The following is a 23875-nucleotide window of genomic DNA, read 5'->3' as shown; positions in this document are numbered from 1 at the left end:
CCACCGCTTCGGTGCCTTGTGTTTTTCCCGCATTGTTTTAGGCATTGAGTCGCACTATGTGCGAGGAACCCGAATTCATCTCCGAGAGGTTCGAATGAACGACGAAGAACAGGACGACAAGACGAAGGAACTGCCGCTCGGCAAGGAAACGGAGGCGAATCTTTTCAAGTCGCGTTCGATCTTCATCTATGGACCGATCAATCAGGAACTGGCGCAGAAAGTCTGCTCGCAGCTCGTGGCGCTTGCCGCAGCCAGCGACGACGACATCCGCATCTATGTCAATTCGCCCGGCGGCCATGTCGAATCCGGCGATTCCATCCATGACATGGTCAAGTTCATCAAGCCGAAGGTATGGATGATCGGCACGGGCTGGGTCGCCTCCGCCGGCGCGCTAATCTATGTCGCCGCTCCGAAGGAGCAGCGCCTCTGCCTGCCGAACACGCGCTTCCTGCTGCACCAACCGTCGGGCGGGACGCGCGGCATGGCGTCCGACATCGAGATCCAGGCACGCGAGATCATCAAGATGAACGAGCGTCTGAACAAGATCATGGCTGAAGCCACCGGCCAGCCGCTCGACAAGATCGCCAAGGATACCGACCGCGACTATTGGCTGTCGGCCGAAGAGGCGAAGGACTATGGCCTCGTTTCGCGGATCGTGACGTCGCAGGCCGATATCTAAGTTTTCCGAGTCGAAGCTATTGAGAGCCGCCCTTGCCTGTGATCGCAGGCGAGGGCGGTTTGTTTTTCGGGCAAGGCAAGACTGGTGGCCCTCGAAGACTAGCGGCTGGACGGAAAGGCCCGAATCCGGACTTGCGCGTGGCGCAACCATCATGCTCCATGCGCCATTCCCGCAGCTCGCGAGTCCGGCATGCTCAAAGATTTTTCTGTCCAGGCCCTTTTCATGGGCCTGCTCACCGCTTTTGTCGGTTCCGCCAGCTCCTTCGCCGTCGTGCTGCATGGGTTGCAGGCCGTCGGCGCGACAGAGGTTCAGGCGGCCTCGGGACTGATGGCACTGTCGATCTCCATGGGCGTCTGTGCGATCGTGCTGAGCGCCGCGACGCGTTTGCCGATCAGCATCGCCTGGTCAACGCCGGGTGCGGCGTTGCTGGCAAGTACCGGGTCGGTTGAGGGCGGCTTCAATGCCGCGGTCGGAGCATTCCTGATCTGCGCCGTGCTGATCGTCATCGCCGGGCTGTTCAAGCCGCTTGGCCGGGCAGTCGCCGCCATTCCGGCGCCGCTTGCCAACGCGATGCTATCAGGCGTGTTGATCGGCCTCTGCTTTGCGCCGGTGAAGGCAATCGGCTTCAATCCGCTGTTCGGCCTGCCGATCGTTCTCGCCTGGATCGTCGTCGGCGCCTTCAAGCGGCTCTGGGCAGTGCCGGCGGCACTCGCAGCATTCGTGCTGGTGCTAGCCTTCGGTGTCGATATTCCCGACGGTCCATTCAGTTCGCTGCAACAGTCATTGGTTCCGGCTGGGGAATTCGTCCGGCCGGTGTTCAGCCTCGCCGCTTTCATCTCGATCGCGCTGCCGCTCTTCATCGTCACAATGGCCTCGCAGAATATTCCCGGCATCGCGGTACTGAAGGTCAATCATTACGATCCGAAGCCCGGTCCGCTCTTTGCCGTCACAGGCTTCTTCTCGTTGCTTTCGGCGCCGTTCGGCGGCCACGCGGTCAATCTGGCTGCGATCACAGCTGCCATGTGCGCCGGGCAGGACGCCCATGCGGATCCGAAGCGGCGCTATTGGGCGTCGCTGATCGCCGGCGTCGGTTACATCGTCCTCGGGCTGCTTGCCGGCGCGGTGACGGCCTTCGTTGCCTTGGCGCCTCCTGTTCTGATCGAGGCGGTGGCGGGGCTGGCGCTTGTCGGCGCCTTCTCGTCCTCGGCAATGTCGGCCTTCCAGGCGCCCGAATCGCGCGAGGCGGCGGCGATCACCTTTCTCGTCACGGCATCCGGCGTCTCCTTCGGCGGCATCTCAGGCGCCTTCTGGGGATTGATCGCCGGCGGGTTGATGCTCGCCCTGTCGCGGCTGGTGAAGATATCAAAAGATCGATCTCAGCAGGGGTAGAGGAAGCCGGCGAGTCGCGAGGGCTTGCCAGCTTTGCTGGCCGAGGTTATAAGCGCGGCCATGAAGAGCTCTGGCGCCAAGATTTCCGACACGATTGCACGCGGCCGAATCGCCCTGCGTGACGTCTCGCGCGCCCTGACCTCGCTTCTTCTCCTCGGCCTTACGCGCGGTTGCCGGGTCCTTTGAGGAGCGCCCGGCGGCCGAAAGCCCGCCCGGCCATCGCTCCTCGCGACTCACTTTCACAACTGACCTAACGACCGACGAAGGTCCGCATTTGTTTATCGCCAAGCCCGATGCGATCGGCTAAGAGGCGGGACAAATGCCGGGACGAGGAGACAAGACAATGGACAACACCACCAGCCGATCCTCCGCAGGTGCCAAGGGCATGCCCGATGCCGCGCTGAAATACCGGCCCTATCCGCAGGTAAGCATTCCCGACCGCACCTGGCCGACGAAAACAATCACCAAGGCGCCTGTCTGGTGCTCGGTCGACCTGCGCGACGGCAATCAGGCGCTCGTCGATCCGATGGGCCACGACCGCAAGGCGCGCATGTTCCATCTGCTGCTGGAGATGGGTTTCAAGGAAATCGAGATCGGTTTCCCCTCGGCTTCGCAGACCGATTTCGACTTCGCCCGCTGGTGCGTCGAGGAGGGCAATGTTCCCGCAGACGTTTCGTTGCAGGTGCTGGTGCAGTGCCGGCCTGAACTCATCACCCGCACCTTCGAAGCGCTGGAAGGGGCAAACCAGCCGATCGTGCATTTCTATAATTCGACCAGCGAGTTGCAGCGCCGCGTCGTTTTCGCCAAGGATGTCCAGGGCATCAAGCAGATCGCCGTCGACGCCGCCAAGATGATCACCGATATGGCCGCCAAGGCGGGCGGCGGCTACCGGTTCGAATATTCTCCCGAGAGCTTTACCGGCACTGAGCTCGAAGTGGCGCTGGAGATCTGCAACGCCGTCATCGAGGTGGTGAAGCCGACGCCCGACAACAAGCTCATCATAAACCTGCCGTCAACCGTCGAGATGGCGACGCCGAACGTCTATGCTGACCAGATCGAATGGATGTGCCGCAACCTCGACAACCGCGAGAACCTGATCGTCTCGCTGCATCCGCACAACGACCGCGGCACCGGCATTGCCGCTGCCGAGCTGGCGTTGCTCGCGGGCGCCGACCGCGTCGAAGGCACGCTGTTCGGCAATGGCGAGCGCACCGGCAATGTCGACGTGGTGACCATGGCGCTGAACATGTTCACGCAGGGCGTCGATCCCGGCATCGACTGCTCGCACATCGAGCACATCAAGGAGGTGTTCGAATATTCGAACCAGATGGCGATCTCCGAGCGCCACCCCTATGTCGGCGAGCTGGTCTATACGGCCTTCTCCGGTTCGCATCAGGATGCGATCAACAAGGGCATGAAGGCTGCACAGGTCGCCAACGATCCGGTCTGGGAAGTGCCTTACCTGCCGATCGATCCGCGCGATGTCGGTCGCTCCTACGAGGCGATCATCCGCATCAACTCGCAGTCCGGCAAGGGCGGCATCGCTTATATCCTGCAGCAGGATTATGGGCTCAACCTGCCGCGCAATCTGCAGGTCGAGTTCCGAGAGGACATCCAGCGCATCACCGACGTCGAGGGCAAGGAGCTTCCCTCAAGGCGCATCTACGAGCGCTTCATCGAGCGATACGTGACGCAGCCCGAAGCTCGTCTCAAGTTCGTCGACCATCACACCTATCCTGATACGGAGCGCAAGGGACAGCGGGTCGTCGCGGCTGAGATATCGGACAATGGCGAGATCAAGCGTATCGAAGGGCGCGGCAACGGCCCGATCGACGGCTTCATCAATGCATTGTCGCATTACCTCGGTATCGAAATGTCGGTCGAGGACTATTCCGAGCACTCGCTGCAGCACGGCTCGAACGCGGCGGCGATCTCTTACGTCGAGACCTCGTATCCAGGAGGCAAGCTCTTCGGTGCCGGCATCAATACCAACATCGTCGCGGCCTCGCTGGAGGCGATCGTCTCGGCCGCCAACCGGGTGCTCGAGGTGAAGGCCGGCAAGGCCTGATCAAATAGGCTTCAGGCCGCGATCGTCTCGGTACGGCGCGGCCTGAGGATGCAGTCGGCGATCCTGTCGGCTCATTCCGACACGACAACCGAAGTGTCAGAGGGGCGAAACGTCGCCACGAGTCTGCTTCTCCCCGGCGGGGAGAAGATGCCGGCAGGCAGATGAGGGGGGAGCGACGACAGGAGCGAATGCGCTGAGCGCAAGCGAAGGGCAATGACTGGTGTGCCGTGCGGCCCCCTCATCCGACCCTTCGGGCCACCTTCTCCCCGCTCGCTGGGGAGAAGAGGGGGCAAGCCTTATCGTCACACAAGATAATTCGACCTCGGAGGAGCCTGAAAGACGTGGCGAGGCTGATACTGATGGTCGATTTTGCCATGGTGTCACCTCATCTCCGCCAGCGGTAACCATTCGCCACAGAAGACAGCTCGCATCAGATCGCCGTGGCGATTTCCATGGCGAGCTGGCCGAGGGTCGCTTCGGCGGAGGGGCCAGCGAGCACGTAGGAGGTGCCGGCATTGTGCCAGGTCACGAGGCCGATCTCGTCCTTGATCGTTTCCTTGAAGTCGTCGGTCTCGGGCGGCTGCGCGTCCTTGCGGAAGCAGATGGAGATGATGTCGCCGTCGGTATTGGAGTAGACGAGCTGGCCGACAGGGCGGTTGTCGCCGAGAATGACGCGGGCGCCCTGGAAGGTCCATGCCTTGGCGCTGAGATCCGGCACACGGAAGGGCACGCCGATGGCCGTCGTCAGCCAGCTGGAGATTTCCTCTGCCTGCGAGGCGGGCACTTCGACGAGGTGACGGGGCTGGCGGATCAGCAGGCGTTGATAGGCGGTGACATCGCTGAGCCAGTCGCTGGTATTGGCCGGCGCTGAGGTTGAGGTCGTGGTTGCGATTTCGTCTGCGTCCGGGGCGGTGCCTGCAAAGTAGCCGATGCCGCAGCCGAGGACGAAGAGGATGAGGGCGGCGGCCAGCGCCTGCGGGCCGCTCGGCGCCAGCTTCACCTGCGGGCGCGTGGCGCGCTGGGCGATCGGCGTCTTCGGCGGCTGCGTGCTCTTGATCGAGCGGACGAGGGCGAGCGGCACCGGCTCCTTCAGGACGTCGTCGAGGCGGCGGCGTCCGAAGTCGGCGCCGTGGCGCAGTTTTTCATGCAGCCGGCGCGCATTCTCGTCATTTGCCAGGCGCTGCTCCAGTTCGTGGCGCTGTTCGGGCGAGACTTCGCCATCGAGGAGGGCGGTGAGCTGGGCTTCGAGCGACATTTTCCTGAGATCGAGCAATTCAGTACCTGTGGATCGGGTGGGTGCCGGCAAGGCCGGCGAAATGCAGCCTTGCGGTGGCGAGCTGCGAGGCGACGGTTGCCGCCGGGATGCCCATGATGTCGGCCGCCTGCTGGTAGCTATGGCCTTCAACGTCGACGAGCAGGAAGATCGAGGAGACGCCGTCCGGCATATCGGCGATCATGCGATGAATGGCGTCGGGATCGACCGAGGCCGAGCGTTCGCGCGCGGCCTCTCTAAAATCTGTGACATTGCCGCGGACGGAAGCCTTAGGCTTGCGTTTGCGGCTGTCGTCGCCCCATTGCTGACGGGCAAGCGTATACATCCAGCTTTCCAGCCGGCCTTCGCCGCTCCACTGATGACCCTTTGAGATAGCCCGCTGACAGACGGCCTGGACAAGTTCGTCGGCCGCAGTCGCCTCGCCCGCGAGCGTGATTGCGAAGCGGCGAAGGCGCGGCAGAAGGCCGACTAGATCGCGGCGGAGGTCGATGGTCGTTGCGGGCTGACGCATTGTCTATCCAGGAGCACTCACAGTGTTTTCTCGGGCGACGCTTCCGCGATCGGACGCGAATCCGGCTTTATTGTCGCCGGTAATGCATGCGCTTTATGGAACAACTCTCCTCCACTTCGCAAGCAACCGGCCGTTTGCAGTCCCCTTTCCCAGGGAATTTTCGTAATCTAGCCCGCAAAGCTTGCGTCAATATGTCTTATAGCCGTTCAAGCTTCGCAGCAGAGCGCGATAGGCCCAGGTGTCTTCGCCGCCGCGATCGCGGATTTCAACGAGCTGGACGCGGGCGCCCTGGATGTCTCCCTGCTCGGCCAGCGCCATGCCCATGTAGGAGCGGGCGAGGATGTAGTTCTCATCGGCCTGAAGCGCCTTGCGGTAATAGGACATGCCTAGCTCCATGCGGCCGGCTTTGCGGTTGGAATAGCCGAGATAGTTCAGGATGCGCGGGTCGTTTTGGTTGCGGGCGAGATTGAGCACGGTGATGGCGTTCTCATACTGGCCGGCATAGGCAAATTCGCGAGCGAAATTGTAGAGATCGTCGTCGTTGAAGCTGTTCTTTTTCGGCGTGACGCATTCCTTCTTGGTCTTGTCCCAGACCTTGCCGCCGGTGCAGGTCTTGGTCGTCTCGGTCTTCGGCGGCGGGTTGGTGTCGTCGTTGCCGCCGCCGACCGCGAAGGCCGCCGTGGCGATGCCGAAAGCGAAGCCGGCGGCCAGCGAGATTCTGCCAAGGCGATGGAAGGAGGAGATCATGAGCGGGCTCCGTTTGGCGATGCAGTTGCGCGGATTGTACGCTTACCGCCGAAAATACCAAGAGGGTAAGAAACCTCTATGGCAAATGTTGCGACGATGATCCGATGTCTTCGCAGATCGATTCAAGTGCTGAATAAAAGGAGTCCGGATCAGTCGCTAAGGCGCGAAAATATCAACGCTTTCCGGAATCACCGCGTCGCCGGCCCGGTTCAGGCTGAAGCGCTCGCCGCTTAGCTGCCAGGCACCGGGAGAGCCGTCGATCGAGAAGAGGTTGTAGGCTGCGGCCGGCTTGATGCTGCCGGGTCCCTGCGAGGCCGATGCGATGCCGACGACGGGCACCGGCTGCACTTGGCCGCGCAGCCAGTGCAGCGTGTTCAGGTGTGTGTGGCCATGCAATACAAGTTCGGCGCCGCCGGTGGAAATCACCGCGGCGAAGCGGCGGATGCCGATCATCCGCTTGTAGAAGGTCGTGGCGCCGCGGATCGGCGGATGATGGATCATGACGACGCGGAAGAGACCGGCTTCGCCGGCCGCGCGCAGCATGTTCACCGTATCGCGGGCTTGGCGGGCGCCGAAGAAGCCGGAGGCGGCAAAGGGAGGGGTGGCGACCGCCGTCGAGCAGCCTACGATCGCGACTTTGTCGCGGACGCGCAGATAGGGAAAGATATGCCGGTCTTCCTGCCATTGCGCCGGGGCGAGATCGCCACGGACATAGTCGTACCAGGCCCGCATCGATTTCTCATAGGCGCCCGGCACATAGGCGTCGTGATTGCCGGGAACGACCGATGTTTCGGCGGGATCGCCGAGCGCGCGCAGCCAGGCGGCCGCGGCCCGGATTTCGATGCCGCTCGCCAGATTGACAAGGTCGCCGGTGACGGCCAGATGATCGGCCTGATGGGCACGGATGTCATCGAGCAGCAGATCGAGCGTGCTGCCGAAAAGGTGCTTGCGCCGATTTCGATGCCAGTTCACAAAGCCCGTTATGCGTTTTGAAAACAGCTCTTGAATGGAAAGACGGGGCAACGGCCCAAGATGGACGTCGGAAATATGGGCGAGCTTGAACATGCTACGAGACATAGACCAGCTTATTGACAAATCAAACACATCCGGCGCGATGAAGAGCTGAAACGGAGCGATGGTGGATAAAGAAAACCGGCCCCTTCACATCAGGACGGCCCTGCGCCTCCTGCATGTCTATTTCTCCTTCGCCCGGGGCATGACGATGGGTGTCAGAGCCGCCTGCTTCGATGCGGAGGGGCGGATTTTTCTGGTCCGCCACAGCTATGTCGGCGGCTGGCATATGCCGGGCGGCGGGCTGGAACGCAACGAGACGGTCGAGGAAGCGCTGGCCAAGGAGTTGCGCGAGGAGGGCAACCTCAGGATCATCGGCAAGCCGCAGCTGATCCAGGTCTATTTCAACACGACAACCACCCGGCGCGACCATGTCGTGTTCTACCGGGCAACCGTCGAGCAGACGGCACCGCGTCCGCCAGACTGGGAGATTTCCGATAGCGGCTTCTTTTCCCTCGACAGCCTGCCCGAGGGTACGACCGAGGCGACATATCGCCGCCTCGCCGAACTTCGCGGCGAGCAGCAGCCCGACCATCGTTGGTGAAAGGCCTCAGGCCGCGTCGGGCTTTGCACGACCATGCGGGCTCTCGAGATCGAGCGCCGGACCGACGGGGACAATGCCGGTCGGGTTGATCGTCTTGTGGCTGCGGTAATAGTGCTGCTTGATGTGATTCAGGTTCACCGTCTCGGCGACGCCTGCCGTCTGGTAGAGATCTCTCATGTAGCCTGGCAGGTGCCGGTAGTCGGCGATCCGACGGATATTGCACTTGAAATGGCCGACATAGACTGCGTCGAAACGCACCAGCGTCGTGAACAGACGCCAGTCCGCTTCGGTCTGCCTGTCGCCGAAGAGGTAGCGGCCCTTGCCGAGGCGCTCGTCGAGGCTGTCGAGTGTTTCGAACAACTGACCGACATTCTCTGCATAGGCTTCCTGGGCGGTGGCAAAGCCCGCCTTGTAGACGCCGTTGTTGACGGTGTCGTAGATCATGGCATTCATCGCATCGATGTCGGCGCGCAGATCCTCCGGATAGAAATCTGCCTCCGAGCCGGTCAATCCGTTGAAGGCGTTGTTGAACATGCGGATGATCTCGGCGGATTCGTTGTTGACGATTGTGCCGGTTTTTTTGTCCCACAGGACTGGCACCGTCGCGCGGCCGGAATAGTGTGGATTCGCCTTGACGTAGATCTGCCATAGTGTCGCCGCGCCGAAGAGGTGATCGCCGGTGGCGCCGTCGCCGATCTTGAACTCCCAGCCGTTTTCGACCATCAGCGGATCGACGACCGAAACCGAAATCAGCTCCTCCAGCTTCTTCAGCTTGCGGAAGATCAGCGTGCGGTGCGCCCAGGGGCAGGCAAGCGAAACGTAGAGATGATAACGGCCGGGCTCGGCCTGGAAGCCGCCGCTGCCGGTGGGGCCGGCCGCGCCGTCTGCCGTCACCCAATTGCGGAACTGTGAGGGCTGGCGTTTGAATTGGCCATTGCTCTCCTTCATGTCGTACCAGACATCATGCCAGACGCCGTCCACCAGCATTCCCATGATTTTCATTCCTTTGATTGCGTGTCGGAGCCGAAGTTACCTGAGATAGCGGGGCTTTGCAGGTGATAAAGGTTGAACAGTGCGTCACGCCGTTCGCGCGCAGCATCATTCAGAGCGCTGCAGGTGTGCATTTTGCGTTGGACGACGGAAATTTTTCCTGCTATCGGCCTTTTCACGATTTTAGGATCTCTGACTGATGTTCATTTCCAGAAACCCGCGACGACGCTGATGCTCCCGAACGCCGAAGGCGTTTTCGAGACCCATCAATCTGTCCATCCGGTTTCTGTCATCATGTACAAGCACGATCTCGTCTACCTCACTGAAGACGCGTCCCATGACGCCGCCATCGAACACATCAACGAAGAAGCCTTCGGCCCCGGCCGCTTCACGCGGGCGGCCGCACGCATTCGCGAGCAGGGACCGCATGACCTGTCGCTTTCCTTCATCTGCGCCGACGACGGTGAAACGATCGCCTCCGTGCGGATGACGCCGGTTCTGGCCGGCGCGGTGAAAGGCCATCTTCTCGGCCCGCTTGCCGTGCGCCCCTCGCACAAGAATATGGGAATCGGCCGGGAACTGGTGCGGATTGCGGTGGAAGCGGCGCGGCGCAAGGGTTCGGAAGCCGTCATCCTTGTCGGCGATCCGCCCTATTATGGCCCGCTCGGCTTCGAGAAGGTCGCCTATAATGCGCTTACCTTCCCGGGCCCCGTCGATCCCGGTCGTGTGCTCGTCGTTCCGATCGCCGAGGGCGCGCATGAACGGCTGAAGGGCGTGATCGCCTGGCGCGGGTGATCAGAGCATCTTCCGGAGAAAGCTGCGCGTGCGGCCTTTGGGAAAATCCTCGAGTTCCCCGAAGACTTCATAACCCTGGCGCAGATAGGCGCGCAGCGCCTGCGGGCTGAACGTGTCGATCCAGGCGCCGCGGCACCCCCGGGCTCTCGCCTCCTGCTCCGCCTGTGCAAGGATCCTGCCCGCAATGCCAGTGCCGCGCAACGTGTCGGGGATGTAGAGCATCTGGGTGAAAAGCCAGCCCCAGGCGGTAAAGCCGGATAGGCCGCCGGTGACCTTGCCGTCCGTATCGCGGATCAGGATGGCAAGCGGCCGCCGGTCCGCGGGACCGACATCGGCCTTGTTGAAGGCCGAAAGCGCATCTGTGATCGCCGCAAGCTCCTCCGGCGAAGGCGCAGCGGTGAACTCGAATTCTCGCATGCGATTAGCGCCCCTCGCGCCACCACATGGCGCCAAAGGCGAGCAGCAGTATGCCGACGCCGGCAAAACCGGCAAAGAGCGGCAGCGTATTGATGCCCTTCAAGACCGTCTCGCTGGTCATGCGGATCATCATGCGATCATTGTCGGAGACGCGAACCTGGCCGCGGACCGGTAGGATCGGCGGCACGCTGATTGCGCCCTTTCCACTGGCTACGCGGGTCACCAGGCCCTTGCTCCTGTCGACGACCGGCTTCAGCACATCGGTCGTCGAGATCATCGCCTTGAATTCCGGCGCGTCGACGGCGCCGATATGGACAAGGGTCGACAGTTTGCCATTGTGGATTTCGAAGAGGCCGATCTCGTCCATCCGCTTCTCTGCCTTATAGAGGCCCGGTTCGGATTGGGTCAGCGGCAAGGTTTCGGTCTTGCCGGAGGGATAGCGAACGGTGGCGTTGCCCGGATTGTCGCCGATCGTCTGGCGCGTGATTTCAAGGGTCCGGCCGGAGGCGCGCGCTGTCAGCGCTTCTTCCTCGAGCGCCGGCTCCTTCATCAGCCAATGGGCAACGCGGCGATAGAGCGAGACGTTCGGACCGCCACCTTCGAAGCCGCGGGCCCAGAGCCAGCCCTGATCCGAGAGCAGCATGGCGACGCGGCCCTGGCCGGCGCGGTTCAGCACCAATAGCGGGTGGTTGTCGGCGCCGAGCATGATCGTCTCGCCCTGCGGCCGCTCGACGTCGACGCTGCGGAACCAGCGCCCCCAATGCGGCGGGTCCTCACCCGAGCCGTCCAGGCCGCGGGTGACGGGATGCTTGCGGCCTTCCTCGGAGAGGCGGGGGTAAAAAGCTTTCTCGATCATCCGGCCCGTCGGCTCTGCAGGCAGCACGGAGGCGAGCGGCGTCATCGCAATCGATTCCGGGCTTGCATGTTCCGGACCGGCGGCGATCAGCAGCGCTCCGCCGTTCTCCACATATTGGGCGATGTTGTCGTAGTAGAGCATCGGCAGCACATTCGCCCGGTCCTGATAGCGGTCGAAGATGATCAGGTCGAAATCCTTGATCTTATCGATGAAGAGCTCGCGTGTCGGGAAAGCGATCAGCGACAGCTCGTTGATCGGCGTGCCATCCTGCTTTTCCGGCGGGCGCAGAATGGTGAAATGGACGAGATCGACCGAGGCGTCGGATTTCAAGAGGTTCCGCCAGGCGCGTTCGCCGGCATGCGGCTCGCCGGAGACCAGCAGGACGCGCAGATTTTGGCGGATGCCGTCGATGACGTGGACGGCGCGGTTGTTGGCGGTGGTGACTTCGCCGGGTAGTGCTGCGACCGAGAATTCGAGCACATTGCTGCCGCCGCCCGGCACCTTGAAGGAGAAGGGCGTATCCTGGCCGGGTGTCGCCTGCAGGGTGGCGAGTTCATCACCGTTGAGCTTCACCGTGACGTCGGCGGTGCCGCCGGGGCTCGGGCCGTCGTCGAAGACGCGCAGCACGACCTGCTGCTCCTCATTGACGATGCCGAAGCGTGGCCCCTTGATGACTTCGATGCGGCGATCGAATTCGTTGGCCTTGCCGGTGATGAGGCCATGGATTGGCGCGTCGAATCCCAGCGCCTGATTGGCGGCCGGAACATCATGGACTTCGCCGTCGGTCAACATGATGGCGCCGCCGATGCGCGACGGCGGGACATCGGCGATGTTGGCCGCCATCGCCTCGAACAGGCGCGTCGACGGCACGTCGGAATTCACGTCGCCTTCGACATCGATGAAGCGAGGCTCAATCTGAGGAAAGCGGGCGAGCTGGCCCTTCAGGGCTGCCAGCGCATCGTCGGTCATCTTGACCCGGTCAGGCGTCTGCTGGCTCTGGCTCCGGTCGACGAGAACGGGGACAATCGTCGACAACTGATCCCGGTCCTCCTGCAGCAGCACCGGATTGGCGAGCGCGGTCAGCAGGGCGAGTGCCGCCAGCGTCCTGATCCAGGCGCCGCGGATGCCACGCCAGATCGCGAAGACGGCGATGATCGCGCCGATGGCGGCCAGCGCGGCCAGAACCGGCCAGGGCAGAAAAGGTGAAAAGTCGAAGGTCATCTCATTGTCCTAACCGTTCAAGGAGGTCGGGAACATGAACCTGGTCGGTCTTGTAGTTGCCGGTCAGCATATACATCATGATGTTGACGCCGGAACGATAGGCATATTCGCGCTGCCCTTCGTCGGAAGGCACGGTCGGCAGCATCGGCACGCCGTTGTCGTCGACCGCCCAGGCACCGGCAAAATCATTGCCGGTGATCAGGATCGGCGAAACGCCGTCGGCCGTCGCTGCCGATTTTTCGGTCGCTTCACGGCCGCCGCCCTGCCGGGCCTCGATCCATAGAGGGCTGCCGGCGTAACGGCCGGGAAAGCTCGACAGGAGGTAGAAGGATTTCGTCAGCACGTGATCTGATGGCACCGGCTCGAGTGGCGGAATGTCGAGATTGGCGAGGATCGCCTGCAGCCTCTGGCCGTTGGCGCTGACGTTGCCGCCATTGTCCAATGCGCTGATCTGATCGCGCGTATCGAAAAGCACGGTGCCGCCGTTGCGCATATAGGCGTCGATGCGGCTGATCGCCGCCGATGACGGCATTGGCGCCGTTGCCGAAACCGGCCAGTAGATGATCGGATAGAAGGCGAGTTCGTCCTTGGTGAGGTCGATGCCTACGGGCGGCGCCGGCTCCAGCGTCGTGCGGAAGGTCAGGAACTGGGTGAGGCCCTCGAGGCCGCGCTCGGATATATTGTCCACCTCCTGTTCGCCGGTGACGACATAGGCGAGGTGGGTGTTGTCGAGCCGCTGCAAGATGAGGTCGTCGCCGGGTTGAGAGTCGTTGGCGTGCAGCGTGCCGGGCTGCAGCAGGAAGCCAGCGCCGAGCGCGATTGCGATCACGCTCATGGTGCGGACAGCCGGGCGCAAGCGCGAGAAGGCGCCGTTCATGAAGAGGACGATCAGGCTGTCGGCCAGCAGCAGCAGAAAGGCGGCGAGAAAGAGCGCGGGTTTTGCCGACCAGCTTTCGCCGCCGATCAAGCCTTCGCGCACGGCAGTCGTCCCTGCCGTGTCGAGCGGCTTCAGTTCGGCCTCCTCCGGCAGCACGTTCAACGAGGTGAAACCTTCTTCTGAACCATAAAGCCCGGGCGGATTGTCGAAATTTGCCGTCGGCACCGTTCCGGCCTTTGGAGTGAGCGGCCGCGCTGAACCTGTCTCGGAGACGAGGGTGCCCTTGGCCGTCAGCATGCGGAACGGTGGCAGAGTCTCGGCCACACGCGCATTGCCGCGGGCCTCCGGGGTCACGCCGCCCGAGCGCGATATCTGGAGGAGATGACGCAACATGTCGACAAAAGTACCCGAAATCGGCAGATCCGACCATGTCGCTTCGGCAGTGACGTGAAACAGAACGATCTGGCCGGATGCGAGCTGCTTCATCGTCACGAGCGGGGTGCCGTCGGCGAGGCTCGCCCAGGTGCGTTCGGCAAGATCGGGCGTGGGTTCGGCAAGCACCTGCCGCTTGACGACGACGTCGGCAGGACGCGCTATGCCCGAGAAAGGCCCGAAATTTGGAAATTCGGCCAGCGACTGCGGCTCGCTCCAGGACAATGTGCCGCCGAGCGCCCGTTCTCCCTGCCGCAGAATGACGGGAATGAGCGGGTCGTCGGCAGGTGCTGCCGCCATGCGCGGACCGGCGAAGCGCAAGAGCATGCCGCCATTCGATATCCAGCGCGTCAGAGGTTCGTAGGTGTCCTCCGGCAGCCGACCGATATCGGCCATGATGATGATCGAGGGATTGCTGGCGAGAAGTTTCGGGATGGCGACCGAAAGATCGGAATCGCCGGGCTGGATCAGATCCGCATAGGGCTGCAGCGCCCGCTGGATATAATAGAGCGGCGACAGCAGCGGCTGGAACTCATCCCCGCTTGCTCCCGACAGCAGCACCACACGGCGGCGCTTGAATGCGTCGTCGAGAAGATGGACCGCGCCTGACGTCGCGCCATTGTCGACGCTGATGCGCGCGAAATCGTTGCGCATCTCGAAGGGGGCGGTGATCGAACTCGTTGCCACGCTTTGGCCCGGACGGAAGTCCACCCTGCCGTTGGCGATCGAGCGGCCCTGGCTATCGACGGCGTTCAGCGCTACGGATGCGGCATGCGAAGGGTTGAGGCGCGTGACTTTGACGGTCATGGCATCGGCCGTATTGTTGGCCGAGGTGATCGCAATCGTCCGAGCGGCGTCCCCCTCGATCAGGCGCAGATCAGTGGGCTGGAGTTCGGCTAGCTGACGTACCGTGGCGTCGTCGGCCTTGGCGGCGGCGCCGTCGGTCAGAAAGGCGAGGGTGCCAGGCTTGATGCCGTTCAGGGCGGAGCGCAGCGCCTGGAAGGCGCGCTCGCGGTCCGGCACCAGCGGCCGCGGCTCGGCGGCGCGCAGCTTGTCGCGGGCGGCCGCGGCGGTGCCGGGCACGGCGTCGTTGGTCGGATCGGCGGTAAATGCGATCGACACCGGCATGCCGGCGGATTCGGCATCGTCTATCAGCGCGTCGGCGGTCTGGACGCGGCGCTCCCAATCGGGTGCGGCGGCCCAGCTGTTGTCGACGAAGAGGACGAGCGGGCCGCCCGATGCGAGCGAACCGGTGCGCGGATTGAAGACCGGATCGGCGATCGCGAAGATGATGGTGGCGGCGAGCAGCATGCGCAGCAGCGTCAGCCACCAGGGGCTCTGGGCCGGCGTCTCTTCGCGCTTCAGCACCGATGCAAGGATCTTCAGCGGCGGAAAGATCTCGCTCTTCGGATGTGGCGGCGTCAGCCTGAGCAGCCACCAGATCACCGGCAGGGCGATGAGGGCGCCGAGAATGGCGGGATAGGCGAAAGCGAAGGGAAGGGCGTTCATAGCTGCCCTCCATGCGTCGCCTTGGCCGGCATGCCGGACAAATACATGTGCACCGCGACCAGCGCTTCGGAGGCGAGGTGATCTGTGCGATGGGTCGTGAAGGTCCAGCCGAGATGGCGCAGCGACTGGCCGAGGCTCTCCCTGCGGGCCAGGTAGGCGTTGCGATAGGCCTCGCGGATATGTTCGGCGCGACCGGAGATCAGCTTGGCGCCGGTCTCGGGATCGGTGAATTCGGTGCGGCCGCTATAGGGAAAGATTTCCTCGGCGGGGTCCGATATCTCGACCACGTGGCCGCGCAGGCCGCGGCGGGCAAGCGGGCCGAGCCGCTCCATGATCGCCGGCGCGTCGTCGAGGAAATCGCCGATGAGGACGAGGTCGCTCCAGCCGCGGATCATCCCCGTTTCCGGCAGGCCGCCGGTCAGCGGCGCGTGCATCAGCGCGGAGGCGAGGCGTTCTGCTGCATTGCGGGTGGAGGCGGGTTCCATGATGCCGGGGCAGCCGATGCGTTCGCCGGAGCGAGACAGGATTTCGGCCAGCGCCAGCATGACAACCAGCGCCCGGCTTTCCTTGGAGGCGCTGCCGTAGCTCGACTTATACATCATCGAAGGCGACATGTCGCACCAGAGCCAGATCGTATGCGCTGCCTCCCATTCGCGCTCGCGCACATAGGTATGGTCGTCGCGGGCGGAACGGCGCCAGTCGATGCGCGACAGGCTCTCACCCTCGGCATAGGGACGGAACTGCCAGAAATTCTCGCCGATACCACGCTTGCGGCGGCCATGCCAGCCGGCGATCACCGTGTTGGCGATGCGCTTGGCTTCCACCAGGCAGTCCGGCATCAGCGCGGCCCGCTGCCTGGCGCGGGAAAGGGCATCGCTGCCTGACGTCGGGTTGACGATCTGTCCGATAGATGCCACGCGTCCGGCTTCCTTATCCCTTTGCCTGCTTCACCAGTCCGGCGATGACGTCGCGCACCGACATGCCTTCGGCGCGGGCGGCGAAAGTCAGCGCCATGCGGTGCTGGAGAATGGGTTCGGCCAGCGCCAAGACATCGTCGAGAGATGGGGCGAGACGGCCTTCGTAAAGCGCCCGGGCGCGCGCGCAAAGCATCATCGCCTGGCCGGCGCGAGGGCCCGGACCCCAGGCGACGTTCTTGTCCGTAGACGCATTGCCCTGTCCGGGGCGAGCAGAGCGGACCAGCGAAAGGATGGCGTCGACGACCGTCTCGCCAACCGGCATCTGGCGCACCAGGGTCTGGATTTCGATCAGCCGCTGCGCATCGATGATCGCCTGCGGCCGGGTTTCGCCGAGGCCTGTCGTCTCGAGCAGGATCTGGCGCTCGGCGGCGAGCTCGGGATAGTTGACGTCGACCTGCAGCAGGAAACGGTCGAGCTGGGCTTCGGGCAGGGGATAGGTGCCTTCCTGCTCCAGCGGGTTCTGGGTGGCGAGCACATGGAAGGGCGCCGGCAGGTCATAGCGCTGGCCGGCAATCGTGATATGATATTCCTGCATCGCTTGCAGGAGCGCCGACTGGGTACGCGGCGATGCGCGGTTGATCTCGTCGGCCATCAGGAGCTGGGCGAAGACCGGGCCCTTGACGAAACGAAAGGAGCGGCGGCCGCTGTCGTCCTGGTCCATGACTTCGGAGCCGAGAATATCGGAAGGCATAAGGTCGGGCGTGAACTGGATGCGGTTGGCGGCAAGGCCGAGCACTTCGCCGAGCGTCGTCACCAGCCTCGTCTTGGCAAGGCCGGGCACCCCGACGAGTAGGGCATGACCGCCGGAGAGCACGGCGAGAATGGTGTTCTCGACGACGCTTTCCTGACCGAAGATCACCTTAGAGACTTCTGTGCGGATGGCGGCGATATCGGAGAGCGCCTTCTCGGCGGCGGCGACGATCGCCTTTTCATCGAGGCTGGCTTCGGTCTTCATCATACCCATGGGCATCTCCAACGGCTGAATTCATTCGGCAGCGAATCGGCGGACTTATACATCTGCCTCATACTCGATAGAGTTATGGAGATGCGACGGGCTGACAAGTTCGTTGCGAATGACTATCTCGTGACTTCACTTCGTTAAGGACAAACCGGGACGGAAGAATGGCAGCCGAGGAAATCAGCGGACAGACGGATGCGGCGGGACTTGCCGCACTGATTTCGCGCGCGTCCGAGGAACACAGCGGTAAAAAACGTGGACTTGCGCCGGTCGACCGGTGGAATCCGCCTTTCTGCGGCGATATCGACATGGAGATCAGGGCCGACGGCACTTGGTTCTACATGGGCACGCCGATCGGCCGGCCAGCCTTGGTGCGGCTGTTTTCGACGGTCTTGAGGAAGGACGAGGACCAAAAGACCTATCTCGTAACGCCTGTGGAAAAGGTCGGGATAAGGGTCGTCGACGCGCCGTTCATCGCTGTGGAGATGAGCGTGACGGAGGGGCAAGGCAAACAGGTGCTGACATTTCGCACCAATGTCGGCGATGTCGTGGAGGCGGGAGGAGAGCATCGGCTGCGTTTCGCCATTGCAGGCGGCAATGCCGAACTGAAACCCTATCTGCATATGCGCGGGCGGCTGGAGGCGCTTGTGTCGCGTGCAGTGATGTATGAACTGGTCGCACTCGGTGAGATCCTCGACGTGAGGGGGCGGGCGATGTTTGCGATCCGCTCCGCCGGCGAGGTCTTCCCGGTGATGCCGGCCGACGAACTGGATGCGCTTTCCCGATGAACGATGCGATCACCCACCGTTATCCGCTGTTTTCCGCAGCTGAATTCCGCCGCCGTGCGCTCAATCAGAATGGCGGACCGGTCGACCATGCCTGGCGCGATCATGGAGACCATGTCCTCAACCCCGATATTGTCGCCGAGGTCGAGACCTTCAAGCTGCGCGATGCTGCAGTGCTCGTGCCCGTCGTCGACGACGGCGAGGAGGCGCAGGTGATCTTCACCAAACGCACGGCGACACTGCGCAAACATTCCGGACAGATCGCCTTTCCCGGCGGCTCGATCGATCCCGCCGATATCTCGCCCGAAATGGCGGCGGTGCGTGAGACGGAGGAGGAGATCGGCCTTCCCGGCTCCTTCGTGGAAACCGTCGGGCGGCTGCCGAACTATCTGGCCTCCACGGGCTTCCGCATCACGCCGGTGCTCGGTGTCGTGACACCGGGCTTCGATTTGACGCTGAATCCGGCGGAGGTGGACGATGTGTTCGAAGTGCCGCTTTCCTTTCTGATGAACCCTGCCAATCACAGCCGCGACAAGCGGGTCATCGACGGCATCGACCGGCATTTCTACCGCATGCCCTTTGAAACCAGGATGATCTGGGGCATCACCGCCGGCATCGTCCGCACGCTCTATGAAAGGCTTTATGCATGACCGGCCTTGCCGACCAAGCATGGTTCCGCGACCCGGCGCTCGGCCGGATCCTTGCGCTTCTCAACGACGATGATGGGGCCGATAACGGGGAAGCTCGGGTTGTGGGCGGGGCGGTGCGCAACAGCCTGATGGGCCTGCCGGTCAGCGATATCGATATCGCCACGACGCTGACGCCCGAGATCGTGATCGAGCGGGCAATGGCGGCCGGTATCAAGGCGGTGCCGACCGGCCTGCAGCACGGCACGGTGACGCTTGTCATCGACGGCAAGCCCTTCGAGGTGACGACGCTTCGAACCGACGTCGAGACCGATGGGCGCCATGCCAAAGTCGCTTTCAGCACCGACTGGAAGGCCGATGCCGAGCGGCGGGATCTGACGATCAACGCGCTCTATGCCGATGCGAGAGGCGAGGTGGTCGATCTCGTCGGCGGGCTTGCAGATATAGAAACGCGCAACATCCGCTTCATCGGCGATGCGGCAAAGCGTATCGCCGAGGACCATCTGCGCATTCTGCGCTTCTTCCGTTTCTTTGCCTATTACGGTTCCGGGCGCCCGGATGCCGAAGGTCTGAGGGCCTGCGCGGCGGCGCGTTCGAAACTGAAGACGCTGTCGGCCGAACGCGTCTGGTCGGAGCTCAGAAAACTGCTTGGCGCCGCCGATCCCGGCCGAGCGCTGCTCTGGATGCGGCAGGTGGCGGTGCTGACGGAGATCCTGCCGGAATCGGAACGATGGGGGATCGATGCAATCCCTTCGCTGGTCGCCACCGAAAAGGCGCTCGGCTGGGCGCCCGATCCGCTGCTGCGGCTTGCCGCGATCGTGCCGCCCGACGCGGCGCGGCTGGAGGCGCTTGCGGCCCGGCTGAAGCTCTCGAATGCTGAAGCTGCCACTCTCAAGGCCTGGGCGATGACGGCACCGGTCAACGACGAAATGTCGTCGGCCGCCTTCGAGCAGCTGCTTTACCGCAACGGTGCGGAAGGCATCATGACGCGCCTGAAGCTGGCGCTTGGCGTCGCACGGGGGAAGGCCGAGGGCGACCTCGGCGAGATGGCGCGCTCGGCGCGGCTCGGCAAGCTCCTAGATCGGGCCATGAAATGGAAAAAGCCGCAGTTTCCGGTGAATGGCGCAGACGTGATCGCGGCGGGCATCCCATCGGGCCCGCGCGTTGGCGAACTGCTTGGCAGCTTGGAAAATCAGTGGGTGGATGAGAATTTCGCTTCCGATCGAGCAGCACTGCTCGCGAGGTTGCGGGAACGCTTGCAATAGATGACCCGTCGTCGCGTCCGGCGGACGCGGCGCTGCTATCGTCGTTGGTGCCAGGACTCGGCCACCGGCCGTCAGGCGGCGGTGGCTTCGTCGCGGATGCGGGCCTTGATGTTGTCAACCATGTTTTCGCGTATCGTGGTTTCGCCGTGAGCGGTCTTCAGGTGCTCGACGGCGCGGCGGACCACTTCCGCGTCATTATCCGCCCGGGTGTGCCAAGCGCAGCCGGGAACAAGCGTTCCGCATTCGAAAAGTCGCATGGTCTTCTCCTCTGTCTGAAACACAACGGCCATCGCGTTTGCGCGCGATTGATGAAATGTACGGAGGAAGGGAAGGTTCCGGCCGGCGCGATGGTGACGACCGGAGAAGGTCTTTCAGTCGGGCATCGCCCAGGCTTTGTAGCAATCCGAGAGATGGCTGGGCGTGTTGCTGTTGGCCGCGTCGTTCTGCAGTTCCTCTGGCGACTTTCCGCCGGCCAGCTGTAACTTGACCTGCTCGATGAAGCAGGACAGGGGCAGATCCGAGCCGCTCTTGGCCCGCAGCTTCTCGGCGATGCGTATCAGGAACTCGGGTGTGTCGATGGCACGGAATGTTTCCTGGACATCCGTCGACGCAGGCGAGCCGCTTTGTGTCGTCATGACAATCCTCCTCCGATTGTTACGCACGTACATATAAAGTTAGGACTCACTGAATTTTTATGAAGGTCCCTCGGTTCGAATTTATCGATGAGATCTCACAGTCTCACGGCCAGCGTACGACGGGTGGCAGCGAGGAGAGAATGGACTCGACGTTGCCGCCGGTCTTCAGGCCGAAGATCGTGCCGCGATCATACAGCAAATTGAATTCGACGTATCGGCCGCGACGGATCAATTGTTCGTCACGATCGGCTTCCGTCCACAGCTTGTTGAAGTTGGAACGAACGATCTTCGGATAGACCATGGCGAAGGCCCGGCCGACATCGCGGGTGAAGGCGAAATCAGCGTCCCAGCCGCCGGTTTCCTCGCTCGAATGCAGCCAGTCATAGAAGATGCCGCCGATGCCGCGGGGCTCGTTGCGGTGCTTCAGGAAGAAATAGTCGTCGCACCAGGCCTTGTAGGCATGGTAGTCGGCGACGGCGTGATTGCGGCAGGCGATCTCCATCGCCTTGTGGAAGAGCTGGCTGTCCTCGTCCTCCTGGGTGCGGCGGCGCGACAGCACCGGCGTCAGGTCGGCGCCGCCGCCGAACCAGCGGCTTGTGGTGACCACCATGCGGGTGTTCATATGCACGGCCGGGACATTGGGGTTGACGGGATGGGCGATCAGCGAGATGCCGGAGGCCCAGAAACGCGGATCGTCCTTGGCGCCGGGTATCTGCGCACGGAATTCCGGCGAGAATTCGCCGTACACCGTGGAGGTGTGGACGCCGACCTTCTCGAAGACGCGCCCTTCCATCATCGACATCCGGCCGCCGCCGTCGGCGCCGTTTTCGCGCGACCAATCCTTGGCGACGAAGCGGCCGGGCTCCTGATCGGAGAGCGGACCTTCCAATGCGTCTTCAAGAGCCTCGAAGGAGGCGCAGATCGTATCGCGCAGCCCTTCGAACCACTTGCGGGCGGCCTCCTTCTTCTCCTCGATATCGTCGGGCAAGCCGATCGGCAGTTCCGGTCTTTCCATTTGCGCCTCCAGCGGCCGACCTCCGCTAGGGAAACGACTCGCTCATTCTTGATTGCACCTCCGGTTTAGCAGGTGGTGCCGCATCTCGCCAAGCCGGCGGGCACGGGCATGGCAGCCAAGATTCGACTCGCAAATCAGCGATTTCGATACTACCTTTCCTCTGCAGAGGTAGGTTTGATGGCGAAAATTCCAGGACCTCCGTCCTTCGACGGCCTGAAGCGCAGAATGGCGAAACACCGGGCGGAAAATCCGACCCGCAAGAAAGACCATTTCGTGCGTCAGACATATTGCCTCGGCTTGATCGACGCACGCGCCAAAGCGCGCGAATGGTTCGACGAATATCCGAAAGCGGCCTATTGGACCGAGGTGGAGAGCTGGCGCCAGCTCGACGGCGACCGGATCGAGTTCACGATGCGCCGCCTGCCTTCGGCCGATTGACCCTCACTCGGCTGCCGGCCGCACGCGGCTTTCGATCAGTAGGCCGCTTTCATCCATGATCGGATGCGCTACCGAAACGATATGGGCGTTGATCCGCTTCAAGTCGCGCAGCATGTCGAGATGCAGCGAGCTCGTCTGCAGGCTGTCGGCACGGCCGTCGCGCAGGCGTTCGAGATGATGTTCGGCCGACTGCTTTTCCATCCGGCGCACCTCGACCTTCGTCTCCATCATCCGACGCGCGAGATTGAAGTCGCGGGTGACGAAGATGGTCTGGGCGACACGCAGATTGTCGATTGTCAGATCGAACAGCTTCCTTAGTTCCTGGTGGCCGTCCTCGGAAAATTTCAGGGCGAGCGAAATCTTCTTCGCCACCTGTTCCGCCAGGCCCTTCTCGATGATGTCGCCCATATGTTCGAGATTGATCGCATAATCGATGACGACGATCGAGCGGCGGGCGTTTTCGTCGCTGAGGCCGTCGCGACCGAGCTTGGAGAGATACACCTTCACCGCCTGCTGCAGCTTGTCGACACGCTCTTCGAGGGCCGCAATTTCCGAAAGCTTGGATGAATCGTTGTCTTCAAACGCCTCGGAGACCCGCATCAGCATGCGTTCAATGAGGTCCCCGATGCCGAGCACCTCGCGGGTGGCGCTGGTCAGAGCAATGACAGGCGTCGAAAGTTCATGGGCATCCAGATATTTTGGGGCGGTGTCCGGCTCGGCCTGATCCGGCACCAGCCGGGTCATCAGAGTGGAGAGCGGTCTCGAGAAGGGCCAGGCGAGAGCGGCCAGCAGAAGATTGAAGGCGAGATGCGCGTCGACCGGCAGCTTAGCCGGGCCGAAGGGCAGCATCTGGATGAGGTCGGCGCCATAGCCGGCCAGCGGCAAGGCGATCAGGCAGCCGAGCGTGCGGACGGCGAGATTGCCGAGTGTCACGCGCCGGGCCGAAACCGGGCCGCCCAAGGTCGCGACGACGGGCGGGATTGCGCCGCCGAGATTGGCGCCGAGCACCAGCACGATGACGAGCTCGGCGGAGATGAGGCCGGCGGAGGCGAGCGACAGGATGAGGACCACGACCGCGAGGCTCGACGACGACACGAACGCAAGTGCCGCCGAAAACAACAGCGCGACGGGCAGTGCGCCGTCCAACAGGCCGATGAAAGCGGCAAGAGCCGGAGAGGTGCGCATCGGCTCCGTCGCAAGGCCGAGCAGATGCAACGACAATAACATCAGCCCGATCCCGACAAGCGCGATACCGCCGCCGCTGCTCGTGCCGGAACGGCTGCGGCAAAGAACAATGCCTACAAGGATTAGCAGAGGAGAGAGCCATTCAATCCCCGTGGCGACAATCCAGGCAGTGATGGCGGTGCCGACATTGGCGCCGAGCAGGACGATCTGCGCCATGCGCGGCCTGATCAGATCACGCTCTACGAAAGAGGCAGTCATCAATGCTGTTGCCGTCGAGCTCTGTAGAGCGACGGTTGCGACTAGGCCTGATATAAAGGACCGAAAACCACCGCGCGTGCCGGTCGCAAGTCCTGTTCTGAGCCGGGCGCCGAAGGCCCTGGTTACGCCTTCCTTGACCTGCGCAAGGCCGAACAGCAGCAAAGCGACGGCGCCGAGCAGGTTGATCATGATGACCGTGGAATCCATTTTTAGTTTTTATTCTTCCTTCATCTGTTGGCGAGACCAGGCTTGAGTGACGCCTCTCCAAGCCGCTGAAATCGCAGCCGTCCTGCGATATTTTTTGATTGCCCGGCTAATAAATATAGGCCGATC

The 23875-nt window shown here is 62.8% G+C and carries 23 protein-coding genes; 9 read left to right on the top strand and 14 right to left on the bottom strand.

Annotated elements, in window-relative coordinates; translation table 11 throughout:
• The first annotated feature begins 94 nt into the window (after positions 1–94).
• From EFR00_RS20480 to leuA, 3 genes are all read left to right on the top strand, one after another.
• Entirely contained in the window at positions 95–679 is a 585-nt protein-coding gene (locus tag EFR00_RS20480) for an ATP-dependent Clp protease proteolytic subunit (RefSeq protein ID WP_009993209.1), read from the top strand.
• A 189-nt stretch (positions 680–868) separates the two neighbouring features.
• Entirely contained in the window at positions 869–2068 is a 1200-nt protein-coding gene (locus EFR00_RS20475) for a benzoate/H(+) symporter BenE family transporter (protein ID WP_077990010.1), read from the top strand.
• 343 nt (positions 2069–2411) lie between these two features.
• Positions 2412–4136 carry a 2-isopropylmalate synthase gene (gene leuA, locus EFR00_RS20470; protein ID WP_077990011.1) on the top strand — a complete coding sequence of 575 codons (1725 nt, stop codon included), beginning with the start codon at positions 2412–2414 and terminating at the stop codon, positions 4134–4136.
• 430 nt (positions 4137–4566) lie between these two features.
• Here leuA and EFR00_RS20465 read toward each other — a convergent pair whose 3' ends face one another.
• The 4 genes from EFR00_RS20465 to EFR00_RS20450 form a co-directional block, all read right to left on the bottom strand.
• Positions 4567–5409: an anti-sigma factor family protein gene (locus EFR00_RS20465; protein ID WP_077990012.1), complete on the bottom strand. Its 843-nt coding sequence runs from the start codon at positions 5407–5409 to the stop codon at positions 4567–4569.
• A gap of 1 nt (position 5410) precedes the next feature.
• On the bottom strand, positions 5411–5920 hold the full coding sequence (locus EFR00_RS20460; protein ID WP_077990013.1) for an RNA polymerase sigma factor: 510 nt from the start codon (positions 5918–5920) through the stop codon (positions 5411–5413).
• Between the two features lie 186 nt (positions 5921–6106).
• Positions 6107–6667: a tetratricopeptide repeat protein gene (locus tag EFR00_RS20455; protein WP_077990014.1), complete on the bottom strand. Its 561-nt coding sequence runs from the start codon at positions 6665–6667 to the stop codon at positions 6107–6109.
• 156 nt (positions 6668–6823) lie between these two features.
• Positions 6824–7732: a metallophosphoesterase family protein gene (locus EFR00_RS20450; RefSeq protein ID WP_077990015.1), complete on the bottom strand. Its 909-nt coding sequence runs from the start codon at positions 7730–7732 to the stop codon at positions 6824–6826.
• A gap of 70 nt (positions 7733–7802) precedes the next feature.
• Here EFR00_RS20450 and EFR00_RS20445 point away from each other — a divergent pair, with 70 nt between their 5' ends.
• Positions 7803–8282, top strand: coding sequence for an NUDIX domain-containing protein (locus tag EFR00_RS20445; RefSeq protein ID WP_009991784.1), 480 nt, complete (start codon positions 7803–7805; stop codon positions 8280–8282).
• A gap of 6 nt (positions 8283–8288) precedes the next feature.
• On the opposite strand, the gene EFR00_RS20440 is transcribed toward EFR00_RS20445, so the two are convergent.
• The gene (locus tag EFR00_RS20440; protein WP_077990016.1) at positions 8289–9275 is read right to left on the bottom strand and encodes a glutathione S-transferase family protein; all 987 of its coding nucleotides are present in this window, start codon (positions 9273–9275) and stop codon (positions 8289–8291) included.
• A 228-nt stretch (positions 9276–9503) separates the two neighbouring features.
• On the opposite strand from EFR00_RS20440, the gene EFR00_RS20435 reads away from it, so the two are divergent.
• Positions 9504–10067, top strand: a complete 564-nt coding sequence (locus EFR00_RS20435; RefSeq protein ID WP_077990043.1) for a GNAT family N-acetyltransferase — start codon at positions 9504–9506, stop codon at positions 10065–10067.
• On the opposite strand, the gene EFR00_RS20430 is transcribed toward EFR00_RS20435, so the two are convergent.
• From EFR00_RS20430 to EFR00_RS20410, 5 genes are read right to left on the bottom strand one after another with little or no spacing between them, the layout of a single operon-like run.
• The gene (locus EFR00_RS20430; protein WP_009992075.1) at positions 10068–10484 is read right to left on the bottom strand and encodes a GNAT family N-acetyltransferase; all 417 of its coding nucleotides are present in this window, start codon (positions 10482–10484) and stop codon (positions 10068–10070) included.
• Positions 10485–10488: 4 nt separating this feature from the next.
• Positions 10489–12561, bottom strand: a complete 2073-nt coding sequence (locus EFR00_RS20425; RefSeq protein ID WP_077990017.1) for a hypothetical protein — start codon at positions 12559–12561, stop codon at positions 10489–10491.
• Between the two features lies 1 nt (position 12562).
• Entirely contained in the window at positions 12563–15379 is a 2817-nt protein-coding gene (locus tag EFR00_RS20420) for a DUF4159 domain-containing protein (protein WP_077990018.1), read from the bottom strand.
• Positions 15376–16296, bottom strand: coding sequence for a DUF58 domain-containing protein (locus EFR00_RS20415; RefSeq protein WP_009992953.1), 921 nt, complete (start codon positions 16294–16296; stop codon positions 15376–15378). Before EFR00_RS20415 ends, EFR00_RS20420 begins: the two co-directional genes overlap by 4 nt.
• A 13-nt stretch (positions 16297–16309) precedes the next feature.
• The gene (locus EFR00_RS20410) at positions 16310–17320 is read right to left on the bottom strand and encodes an AAA family ATPase (RefSeq protein WP_038690406.1); all 1011 of its coding nucleotides are present in this window, start codon (positions 17318–17320) and stop codon (positions 16310–16312) included.
• Between the two features lie 158 nt (positions 17321–17478).
• On the opposite strand from EFR00_RS20410, the gene EFR00_RS20405 reads away from it, so the two are divergent.
• Genes EFR00_RS20405 through EFR00_RS20395 form a run of 3 tightly spaced genes read left to right on the top strand, consistent with a single transcriptional unit; the run spans position 17479 to position 20011 of the window.
• On the top strand, positions 17479–18102 hold the full coding sequence (locus EFR00_RS20405) for a DUF1285 domain-containing protein (RefSeq protein WP_077990019.1): 624 nt from the start codon (positions 17479–17481) through the stop codon (positions 18100–18102).
• Entirely contained in the window at positions 18099–18749 is a 651-nt protein-coding gene (locus tag EFR00_RS20400) for a CoA pyrophosphatase (protein ID WP_077990020.1), read from the top strand. The genes EFR00_RS20405 and EFR00_RS20400 overlap by 4 nt, the downstream gene beginning before the upstream one ends.
• Positions 18746–20011: a CCA tRNA nucleotidyltransferase gene (locus EFR00_RS20395; RefSeq protein WP_077990021.1), complete on the top strand. Its 1266-nt coding sequence runs from the start codon at positions 18746–18748 to the stop codon at positions 20009–20011. The genes EFR00_RS20400 and EFR00_RS20395 overlap by 4 nt, the downstream gene beginning before the upstream one ends.
• 71 nt (positions 20012–20082) lie before the next feature.
• On the opposite strand, the gene EFR00_RS20390 is transcribed toward EFR00_RS20395, so the two are convergent.
• The 3 genes from EFR00_RS20390 to hemF form a co-directional block, all read right to left on the bottom strand.
• Positions 20083–20268 (bottom strand): DUF1059 domain-containing protein, encoded by a 186-nt coding sequence (locus tag EFR00_RS20390; RefSeq protein WP_010029983.1) that lies wholly within the window; start codon positions 20266–20268, stop codon positions 20083–20085.
• A gap of 114 nt (positions 20269–20382) precedes the next feature.
• Complete coding sequence (locus tag EFR00_RS20385) at positions 20383–20646, bottom strand: hypothetical protein (RefSeq protein ID WP_038690398.1); 264 nt, start codon at positions 20644–20646, stop codon at positions 20383–20385.
• Positions 20647–20749: 103 nt separating this feature from the next.
• Entirely contained in the window at positions 20750–21661 is a 912-nt protein-coding gene (gene hemF / locus EFR00_RS20380) for an oxygen-dependent coproporphyrinogen oxidase (protein WP_077990022.1), read from the bottom strand.
• Between the two features lie 177 nt (positions 21662–21838).
• Between hemF and EFR00_RS20375 the strand changes: the two genes are divergently transcribed.
• Positions 21839–22099 (top strand): hypothetical protein, encoded by a 261-nt coding sequence (locus EFR00_RS20375; protein ID WP_038690394.1) that lies wholly within the window; start codon positions 21839–21841, stop codon positions 22097–22099.
• A gap of 3 nt (positions 22100–22102) precedes the next feature.
• Here EFR00_RS20375 and EFR00_RS20370 read toward each other — a convergent pair whose 3' ends face one another.
• Positions 22103–23749 carry a Na/Pi cotransporter family protein gene (locus EFR00_RS20370; protein WP_077990023.1) on the bottom strand — a complete coding sequence of 549 codons (1647 nt, stop codon included), beginning with the start codon at positions 23747–23749 and terminating at the stop codon, positions 22103–22105.
• Between the last annotated feature and the right edge of the window lie 126 nt (positions 23750–23875).

It is taken from the genome of Rhizobium sophoriradicis (genome assembly GCF_003939025.1).
In the GTDB taxonomy this organism is placed as follows: Bacteria; Pseudomonadota; Alphaproteobacteria; order Rhizobiales; family Rhizobiaceae; genus Rhizobium; species Rhizobium sophoriradicis.
Note: the sequence above shows the minus strand (reverse complement) of the source record. Positions and strands in the feature narration are given on the sequence as shown.

Coding starts and splice junctions, on each gene's coding strand:
- EFR00_RS20480 (WP_009993209.1), top strand. CDS start 95: ATGAACGACGAAGAACAGGACGACAAGACGAAGGAACTGCCGCTCGGC.
- EFR00_RS20475 (WP_077990010.1), top strand. CDS start 869: ATGCTCAAAGATTTTTCTGTCCAGGCCCTTTTCATGGGCCTGCTCACC.
- leuA (WP_077990011.1), top strand. CDS start 2,412: ATGGACAACACCACCAGCCGATCCTCCGCAGGTGCCAAGGGCATGCCC.
- EFR00_RS20460 (WP_077990013.1), bottom strand. CDS start 5,920: ATGCGTCAGCCCGCAACGACCATCGACCTCCGCCGCGATCTAGTCGGC.
- EFR00_RS20455 (WP_077990014.1), bottom strand. CDS start 6,667: ATGATCTCCTCCTTCCATCGCCTTGGCAGAATCTCGCTGGCCGCCGGC.
- EFR00_RS20450 (WP_077990015.1), bottom strand. CDS start 7,732: ATGTTCAAGCTCGCCCATATTTCCGACGTCCATCTTGGGCCGTTGCCC.
- EFR00_RS20445 (WP_009991784.1), top strand. CDS start 7,803: ATGGTGGATAAAGAAAACCGGCCCCTTCACATCAGGACGGCCCTGCGC.
- EFR00_RS20440 (WP_077990016.1), bottom strand. CDS start 9,275: ATGGGAATGCTGGTGGACGGCGTCTGGCATGATGTCTGGTACGACATG.
- EFR00_RS20435 (WP_077990043.1), top strand. CDS start 9,504: ATGCTCCCGAACGCCGAAGGCGTTTTCGAGACCCATCAATCTGTCCAT.
- EFR00_RS20430 (WP_009992075.1), bottom strand. CDS start 10,484: ATGCGAGAATTCGAGTTCACCGCTGCGCCTTCGCCGGAGGAGCTTGCG.
- EFR00_RS20425 (WP_077990017.1), bottom strand. CDS start 12,561: ATGACCTTCGACTTTTCACCTTTTCTGCCCTGGCCGGTTCTGGCCGCG.
- EFR00_RS20420 (WP_077990018.1), bottom strand. CDS start 15,379: ATGAACGCCCTTCCCTTCGCTTTCGCCTATCCCGCCATTCTCGGCGCC.
- EFR00_RS20410 (WP_038690406.1), bottom strand. CDS start 17,320: ATGGGTATGATGAAGACCGAAGCCAGCCTCGATGAAAAGGCGATCGTC.
- EFR00_RS20405 (WP_077990019.1), top strand. CDS start 17,479: ATGGCAGCCGAGGAAATCAGCGGACAGACGGATGCGGCGGGACTTGCC.
- EFR00_RS20400 (WP_077990020.1), top strand. CDS start 18,099: ATGAACGATGCGATCACCCACCGTTATCCGCTGTTTTCCGCAGCTGAA.
- EFR00_RS20395 (WP_077990021.1), top strand. CDS start 18,746: ATGACCGGCCTTGCCGACCAAGCATGGTTCCGCGACCCGGCGCTCGGC.
- EFR00_RS20390 (WP_010029983.1), bottom strand. CDS start 20,268: ATGCGACTTTTCGAATGCGGAACGCTTGTTCCCGGCTGCGCTTGGCAC.
- EFR00_RS20385 (WP_038690398.1), bottom strand. CDS start 20,646: ATGACGACACAAAGCGGCTCGCCTGCGTCGACGGATGTCCAGGAAACA.
- hemF (WP_077990022.1), bottom strand. CDS start 21,661: ATGGAAAGACCGGAACTGCCGATCGGCTTGCCCGACGATATCGAGGAG.
- EFR00_RS20375 (WP_038690394.1), top strand. CDS start 21,839: ATGGCGAAAATTCCAGGACCTCCGTCCTTCGACGGCCTGAAGCGCAGA.
- EFR00_RS20370 (WP_077990023.1), bottom strand. CDS start 23,749: ATGGATTCCACGGTCATCATGATCAACCTGCTCGGCGCCGTCGCTTTG.